Annotated in this window: 5 protein-coding genes; 1 reads left to right on the top strand and 4 read right to left on the bottom strand. The window is 54.9% G+C overall.

Annotated elements, in window-relative coordinates:
• Positions 1–81: 81 nt before the first annotated feature.
• Entirely contained in the window at positions 82–2736 is a 2655-nt protein-coding gene (gene alaS / locus KO486_RS08030; RefSeq protein ID WP_216036723.1) for an alanine--tRNA ligase, read from the bottom strand.
• A 142-nt stretch (positions 2737–2878) separates the two neighbouring features.
• Entirely contained in the window at positions 2879–3958 is a 1080-nt protein-coding gene (gene recA / locus KO486_RS08025) for a recombinase RecA (RefSeq protein ID WP_216036722.1), read from the bottom strand.
• A 195-nt stretch (positions 3959–4153) separates the two neighbouring features.
• Between recA and KO486_RS08020 the strand changes: the two genes are divergently transcribed.
• Positions 4154–4750: a sulfotransferase family 2 domain-containing protein gene (locus KO486_RS08020; RefSeq protein WP_216036721.1), complete on the top strand. Its 597-nt coding sequence runs from the start codon at positions 4154–4156 to the stop codon at positions 4748–4750.
• Here KO486_RS08020 and KO486_RS08015 read toward each other — a convergent pair.
• Together KO486_RS08015 and KO486_RS08010 are read right to left on the bottom strand one after the other, a co-directional pair.
• Positions 4747–5805 (bottom strand): betaine/proline/choline family ABC transporter ATP-binding protein, encoded by a 1059-nt coding sequence (locus KO486_RS08015; protein WP_216036720.1) that lies wholly within the window; start codon positions 5803–5805, stop codon positions 4747–4749. The two genes, KO486_RS08020 and KO486_RS08015, sit on opposite strands and share 4 nt — an antisense overlap.
• 12 nt (positions 5806–5817) lie before the next feature.
• Positions 5818–6846 (bottom strand): ABC transporter permease subunit, encoded by a 1029-nt coding sequence (locus KO486_RS08010; protein ID WP_216036719.1) that lies wholly within the window; start codon positions 6844–6846, stop codon positions 5818–5820.
• Positions 6847–6865 lie beyond the last annotated feature (19 nt).

The raw sequence follows: 6865 nt of genomic DNA, 5'->3' as shown, positions 1-6865 counted from the left end.
AAGCGCGGGCCTTTTTGTTTGGGTCAGAGCCGGGGGCCAGCCCCCGGACCCCCGAGGTAATTTTGTAACAAAGGCAAATGGTTAAGAAGAGATAACCTGCTCCGCCGCGGCAATGGCAGCATCCGCGTTCGCTGCATCCTTACCGCCGCCTTGGGCCATATCAGGGCGACCACCGCCGCCTTTTCCGCCAAGTTCCGCAACAGCGGCCCGCACAAGATCAACCGCGCTGACTTTGTCGGTCAGATCTTCAGTGACACCTGCAGCAACAGCAGCTTTGCCATCTGCGTCTGCGATCAACAGCACGATGCCGCTTTCCATCACTGATTTCATCTCATCGATCATGGCAGGCAAGTCTTTACCTGTGACGCCCTGAACCACCTGAGATTTGAACGCCATCCCATTGATATCTTTCGGCTTTGCGCCCTCTTCTTTGGTTCCGCCACCCATCGCGACTTCGCGGCGCAGCTGCGCCACTTCGTTGGCCAAGGCTTTGCGTTCATCCATCAATGCTTTCACCCGATCGGGCACATCGCCAGCTGGGGATTTCAGCATGCTCGCGGTTGCAGCCAAGCGTTGGTCCTGTTCTTGCAGATAATCCAATGCCGCCTGTCCTGTCAGGGCTTCGATCCGGCGCACACCAGCAGACGACGCGCTGTCGCCAAGGGTTACGAACGCACCGATGTCACCGGTCTGGCGCACATGGGTACCACCACACAGTTCAAGCGACCAAGTTTTGCCATCGGCCCCTTTGCCGGTATCGGCACGACCCATGGAAACAACGCGGACCTCGTCGCCGTATTTCTCACCGAACAGCGCCTGAGCGCCAATTGCGCGGGCGTCGTCTGGCGTCATGATGCGAGTATCCACCGGTGAGTTCTGGCGGATCATCGCGTTGACCTGATGTTCTACAGTGCGCAGGTCCTCCAGTGACAGACCATCGTTGTGACTGAAATCAAACCGCAAACGGTCCGGTGCGTTCAACGAGCCCTTCTGGGCCACGTGATCGCCCAGACGTTCGCGCAATGCCTCATGTAGCAAGTGCGTCGCGGAGTGATTGGCACGGATTGCCGAACGTCGGCTGTGATCGACGACCAGTTCGGTGCCTTGGCCTTGTGTTAGCTTGCCTTCAGTCACTTCGGCCATGTGCAGGAACAATCCCGCGACCTTTTTGGTGTCGGTGATCTTGGCCGTACCCGTGTCGGTCCTTGCGATACCTTCATCACCTACCTGCCCCCCGCTTTCGGCGTAGAATGGGGATTGGTTGAAGATCAATGTGACGCTATCGCCTTCGCTAGCGCTATCCGCTGCATCAGACCCAGCTACGATTGCCAAAAGCTGACCTTCGGCGGCTTCTGTTTCGTAGCCAAGGAATTCGGTCGGGCCGTTCTTGTCTGCAAGGTCAAACCAGATCGCGGCATCCGCAGCAGCGCCTGTGCCAGACCACGCCGCGCGGGCCTTATCCTTTTGGGCTTTCATGGCTTCATCGAAGCCATCGGTATCCACGCCATGACCTTTTTCGCGCAAGGCATCTTGGGTCAGATCGAGCGGGAAACCGTATGTGTCATAAAGTTTGAATGCTGTTTCGCCCGGCAGATCAGCGCCCTCGGGCACGTCAACCAAAGCAGTATCGAGCAGCTTGAGGCCGCGATCCAACGTTGTTTTGAAACGGATTTCTTCGTTCAAGAGCGTGTCTTCAATCAGCGTTTGGCCCTGACCAAGTTCAGGGTATGCCGCGCCCATTTGCTGGACCAACGCAGGCACCAGTTTGTGCATAACCGGGTCTTGCGCACCCAGCAGGTGCGCGTGACGCATGGCGCGGCGCATGATGCGGCGCAATACGTAGCCGCGGCCCTCATTGGACGGCAAGACGCCTTCCGCAATCAGAAAGGACGTGGACCGAAGATGGTCCGCAATGACACGGTGATGGACGTTTTGATCGCCAAACGGATCGGTGCTGGTCGCATGGGCGGAGGCTTCGATCAGCGCTTTGAACAGATCGGTTTCGTAGTTGTCGTGACCGCCTTGCAGCAAGGCCGCGATCCGTTCCAGCCCCATACCTGTGTCGATGGACTGCATGTCTAGCGGTTTCATCGTGCCGTCATCGAACTGCTCGTTTTGCATGAAAACGACGTTCCAAATTTCGATAAAGCGATCGCCATCTTCGTCAGCCGATCCCGGAGGGCCGCCCCAGATATGATCGCCGTGATCATAGAAAATCTCGGTGCAAGGACCGCACGGACCAGTTGGGCCCATGCGCCAGAAGTTATCATCTGTAGCGATGCGAATAATCCGGTCCTCGGGCACGCCGATTTTTTTCCACATATCAAATGCTTCGTCATCGGTGTGATAGACGGTCGTCAGCAGTTTTGATTTGTCGATGCCGAAATCTTTGGTCAACAAGTCCCATGCAAACGGGATCGCCTCGGTTTTGAAATAGTCGCCAAAGCTGAAGTTGCCGAGCATTTCAAAGAACGTATGATGACGTGCTGTGTAGCCGACATTGTCGAGGTCATTGTGCTTACCGCCGGCACGCACACATTTTTGGCTGGTTGTCGCGCGCTGATAGTCGCCGGATTCCATGCCGGTAAAGCGGTTCTTGAACTGAACCATCCCCGAATTCGTAAACATCAAAGTCGGGTCATTGCGCGGCACAAGCGGGCTTGAGGCCACGACCTCGTGTCCCTGACGTTTGAAGTAATCAAGGAAGGTCGAACGGATGTCTGACAAGCTGGTCATGGCGCGGGCTTTCAAGCGAAGTTAAAGGTTCGGCCAGAGATAGCCCTCCCTATGGCGCAAGTCCACAGGGCCCGCGAGGCAGCACCAAAGAAAAGGGGCGCAAGGTTTCCCATGCGCCCCATCAGAACCGGTGTCGGTCTGTTTAATCTTCCAAAAGCGCGTCTTCGTCGCCATTAGGCATGTCTTCGGATCCGTCGAAATCCAGCCCGTGTGCGGCGCGGATTTTATCTTCGATTTCGATCGCGAAATGTTCGTTCTCTCTCAGGAAGTTCTTGGCGTTCTCGCGGCCCTGCCCGATACGTTCATCCCCGTAGGAGAACCATGAGCCTGACTTTTCAACGATACCGGCCTTAACGCCCATGTCGACAAGCTCACCCATCTTCGAGATGCCTTCGCCATACATGATGTCAAATTCAACCTGCTTGAACGGCGGCGCGACCTTGTTCTTGACGACCTTGACTTTGGTTGCATTGCCAACGACCTCATCGCGGTCCTTGATGGCGCCTGTCCGGCGGATATCCAAGCGGACGGATGAATAGAATTTCAACGCATTACCGCCTGTTGTCGTTTCAGGAGACCCAAACATCACGCCGATCTTCATGCGGATTTGGTTGATGAAGATCACAGTACACTTGGTGCGGCTGATAGACCCCGTAAGCTTACGCATTGCTTGGGACATCAGACGGGCATGAACACCAACGGAGTGGTCGCCCATGTCGCCTTCGAGTTCGGATTTCGGTGTAAGAGCCGCCACGGAGTCGACGATAACCATGGAAACAGCGCCAGACCGCACAAGCGTGTCCACGATCTCAAGCCCCTGTTCGCCTGTGTCCGGCTGGGAAATCAACAACTCGTCGAGGTTCACGCCAAGTTTCTTTGCGTATTGAGGGTCAAGCGCGTGTTCCGCGTCAACAAAGGCGCAAACGCCGCCTTTTTTCTGTTCTTCAGCGACGCAGTGCAGCGTCAGCGTCGTCTTACCAGAGCTTTCAGGACCGTAGATTTCTACGATACGGCCTTTGGGAATACCGCCGATGCCGAGCGCAATATCAAGGCCCAAAGACCCTGTCGAAGTTGATTCAATCTCTTGCACAGCATTGCCGCCCAACGTCATGATGGAGCCTTTACCGAACTGACGTTCGATTTGTGCCAATGCGGAATCAAGCGCCTTTTGCTTGTCTGCGGATTTCTTATCGGTCATTTTTAAAAGCTCTGCCGTTGCCATGATTTTGATCCTTATCCCACGCCCACCAACCTTCTACAATTGGGGGCTGCAATTGATTGCTTCGTTCACCTCTTGTTCTCATCCGTATGGGACCAAAAAGAGAACACTTCAACTAAAATCGTACCTATCTTAGCTTTCGCGTGAAGAAGTTAAGGAGTAGTTTACAGATAAGAAACCCACCGGAGTTTTACCTAGATGCTTGTATTCGCAAAAGAAAAGCTGGTTTTTCTGGCCCTACCAAAGACGGGAACGACCGCTTTGGAAAGTGTTCTAGAACCACAAGCCGCGATGGTGATGCGCAAGGCTCCGAATCTAAAACACACACCAGGGTATCGATATGACAAATATCTGAAGACCTATCTGGAGAAATGCGGGCTAAAGAATCTGCAAACCCTGTGCGTCGTGCGCCACCCAGTTGACTGGCTTGGCAGTTGGTATCGGTATCGCGCACGCCCCGCGAAAGACGGCAGTTCCAACAGCACCAGAGACATAAGCTTTGAGGAGTTTGTCGCTGAATTTGCGGCCGATGATCCTGCGGCGTGGGCACGGGTCGGGCATCCACCGCGGTTTATTCGCGACAACGACGGGCGCGTGGTCGTGGATCATCTGTTTCAGTACGAACAGATGGATCTGTTGGTGGATTTCCTTGAGGACCGTCTTAAAACGACGATCACCCTGCCCCAACGCAATGTCTCTCCGCCCAACGACATGTCGTTGAGTGCCGCAACAACCACGCGGCTTGAAGCCAAGCACGCGCAGATGTTTGAGGATTGGGAAAACGCGCGCCGCTAGTAGTTGCGCACGCCATCATCGGACGACACACGTGGTACGAGGGCACGCACAAGTGAAGTCATGTCCAGCGTTCCGACCGTTTCGTCACCATCTTTGACCACATAAGCGTGGGATGTATCCCCGCCAGACCGCGCAATCATGCTTTCCAGCGTGTCATCGACATCCACATCACCATGGGCGCCATCTGGCACTGCGCCATCACTTAGCGGCGTCATGACGGAACGAACCCTTAAGACACGCGCGCGGTTAATGTCGCTGACGAAGTCTTCGATGTAGGGATCGTTGGGGTTCAGCAGGATGTGTTGTGGTTCACCCTGCTGAACAACATAGCCGTCTTTCAGGATCACAAGATGGTCTGCCAGCTTAAGCGCCTCATCCAGATCGTGGGTGATAAAGATGATGGTCTTGTGCAGTTCCTTTTGAAGTTCAAGCAACAAGTCCTGCATGTCGGTGCGGATCAGCGGATCAAGGGCTGAAAACGCTTCGTCCATCAGCATGATGTCGGTATTGGCCGTCAAAGCACGGGCAATTCCGACGCGCTGTTGCATGCCACCTGACAACTGAGCCGGATAATGGTTTTCAAACCCCGCAAGGCCCACACGGTCCAGCCATTTGGCGGCTTCACGGTTGCACACCTCGGCATCTTCGCCGCGCACAGACAAAGGCATCCCTGCGTTTTGCAGCACGGTCTTATGCGGCAAGAGTGCGAATTTCTGAAACACCATCGACATCTTTTGCTGGCGAACCTCGCGCAGCCCTGTTTCAGACAGCTGCATGACGTCTTCGCCTTGGACGATAATCTCACCGGCGGTGGGTTCGATCAATCGGTTCAGGTGGCGAATGAGTGTCGATTTACCGGACCCGGACAGGCCCATGACGACGGTGATTTCACCGGCCTGCATATCGACATTGATGTCGTTCAAGCCAAGCACGTGTTGATGATCGGCAAGAAGCTCTTCTTTGCCCATGCCGTTTTTCACATGATCCATAACGGACGCGCCGTCTTGGCCGAAGATTTTGTAAACCCCACGAAGGCTGACCATTGGTTCTGTCATGACGTCAGCTCCTTAGTGTTTGACGTGGGTCATATCGACCCGCGAGAGTGCAGCCTTGGACACGCGATCAAGGATCACGGCCAAAAGAACGATGCCAATACCCGCAACGATCCCGACACCCAATTCAAGGTTTCGAATACCGCGCAGCACGTTGACGCCCAATCCCGGGGCCGACACCAGCGACGCAATAACGACCATCGCGAGGCTCATCATGATGGTTTGGTTCACCCCTGCCATGATATTGGGCAAAGCCAAGGGCAGTTGAACGCGCAGCAGTTTCTGTTTGGAATTCATACCGAACGCATCCGCAGCCTCGATCACGTCTTGATCAACCAGCCGGATACCAAGGTCCGTCAGGCGGATCACTGGCACGATGGCATACAGGATAATTGCAATCCCATAGAGCTTGGATTCCGTCACCGAGAACAAGAAGATCAGCGGGATCAGGTAAACAAAGGTCGGTAAGGTCTGCAAAAGATCGAGCACGGGGACCGTAAACTTTTGTAATCTATCGGATTTGGACATGGCGATGCCTATGGGCACCCCAAGCAGAACCGATATCGTCGTACAGACAAAGATGATGGATAGCGTCTGCATCGCAACATCATAGTGATCCACCAGCCCCAGCAACATGATCGCCACGAAGACAAAGATCGTCACAGGTTTGGAGCGTGACGCATACCAAGAAATGCCCACGAGCACGGGGATCATGATGAACCACGGGGTCGCCTCAAACAGCCACAACGCGCCGTCCAGCATCCAGCTGAGCGGCTGGGTCAGCGGATCCAGCACGGATTTGAGCGCGGGTTTGGCGGCCAGAAAGCCGTCTTCGATCCCTTTGGTGACATCACGCGACTGAAGGATCGCGCTGCAACTTTCGTTAAGGTTATCAAGCGAGGGAAATGGGAAGAACGGGCCAGATGCCGCATCTCCGCTGGCTTGCGCCATCAAATCCGCCATGGACAACGGCGCGCCGCTACCGGCCTCGCCGCACCAATTGCTCAAGCCTAAGGTCTCGAATAATTTATCGTAAAACGCCATGCTGTCCCCGTCCCCTGTA

It is taken from the genome of Octadecabacter sp. B2R22 (assembly GCF_018861045.1).
Lineage (GTDB): Bacteria > Pseudomonadota > Alphaproteobacteria > Rhodobacterales > Rhodobacteraceae > Octadecabacter.
The sequence above is the reverse complement of the archived record's forward strand: the minus strand, read 5'-3'. Positions and strand labels throughout refer to the sequence as shown.

Bases quoted from the DNA above. Each gene is read 5' to 3' on its own strand.
- alaS (WP_216036723.1), bottom strand. From the start codon at position 2,736: ATGACCAGCTTGTCAGACATCCGTTCGACCTTCCTTGATTACTTCAAA.
- recA (WP_216036722.1), bottom strand. From the start codon at position 3,958: ATGGCAACGGCAGAGCTTTTAAAAATGACCGATAAGAAATCCGCAGAC.
- KO486_RS08020 (WP_216036721.1), top strand. From the start codon at position 4,154: ATGCTTGTATTCGCAAAAGAAAAGCTGGTTTTTCTGGCCCTACCAAAG.
- KO486_RS08015 (WP_216036720.1), bottom strand. From the start codon at position 5,805: ATGACAGAACCAATGGTCAGCCTTCGTGGGGTTTACAAAATCTTCGGC.
- KO486_RS08010 (WP_216036719.1), bottom strand. From the start codon at position 6,846: ATGGCGTTTTACGATAAATTATTCGAGACCTTAGGCTTGAGCAATTGG.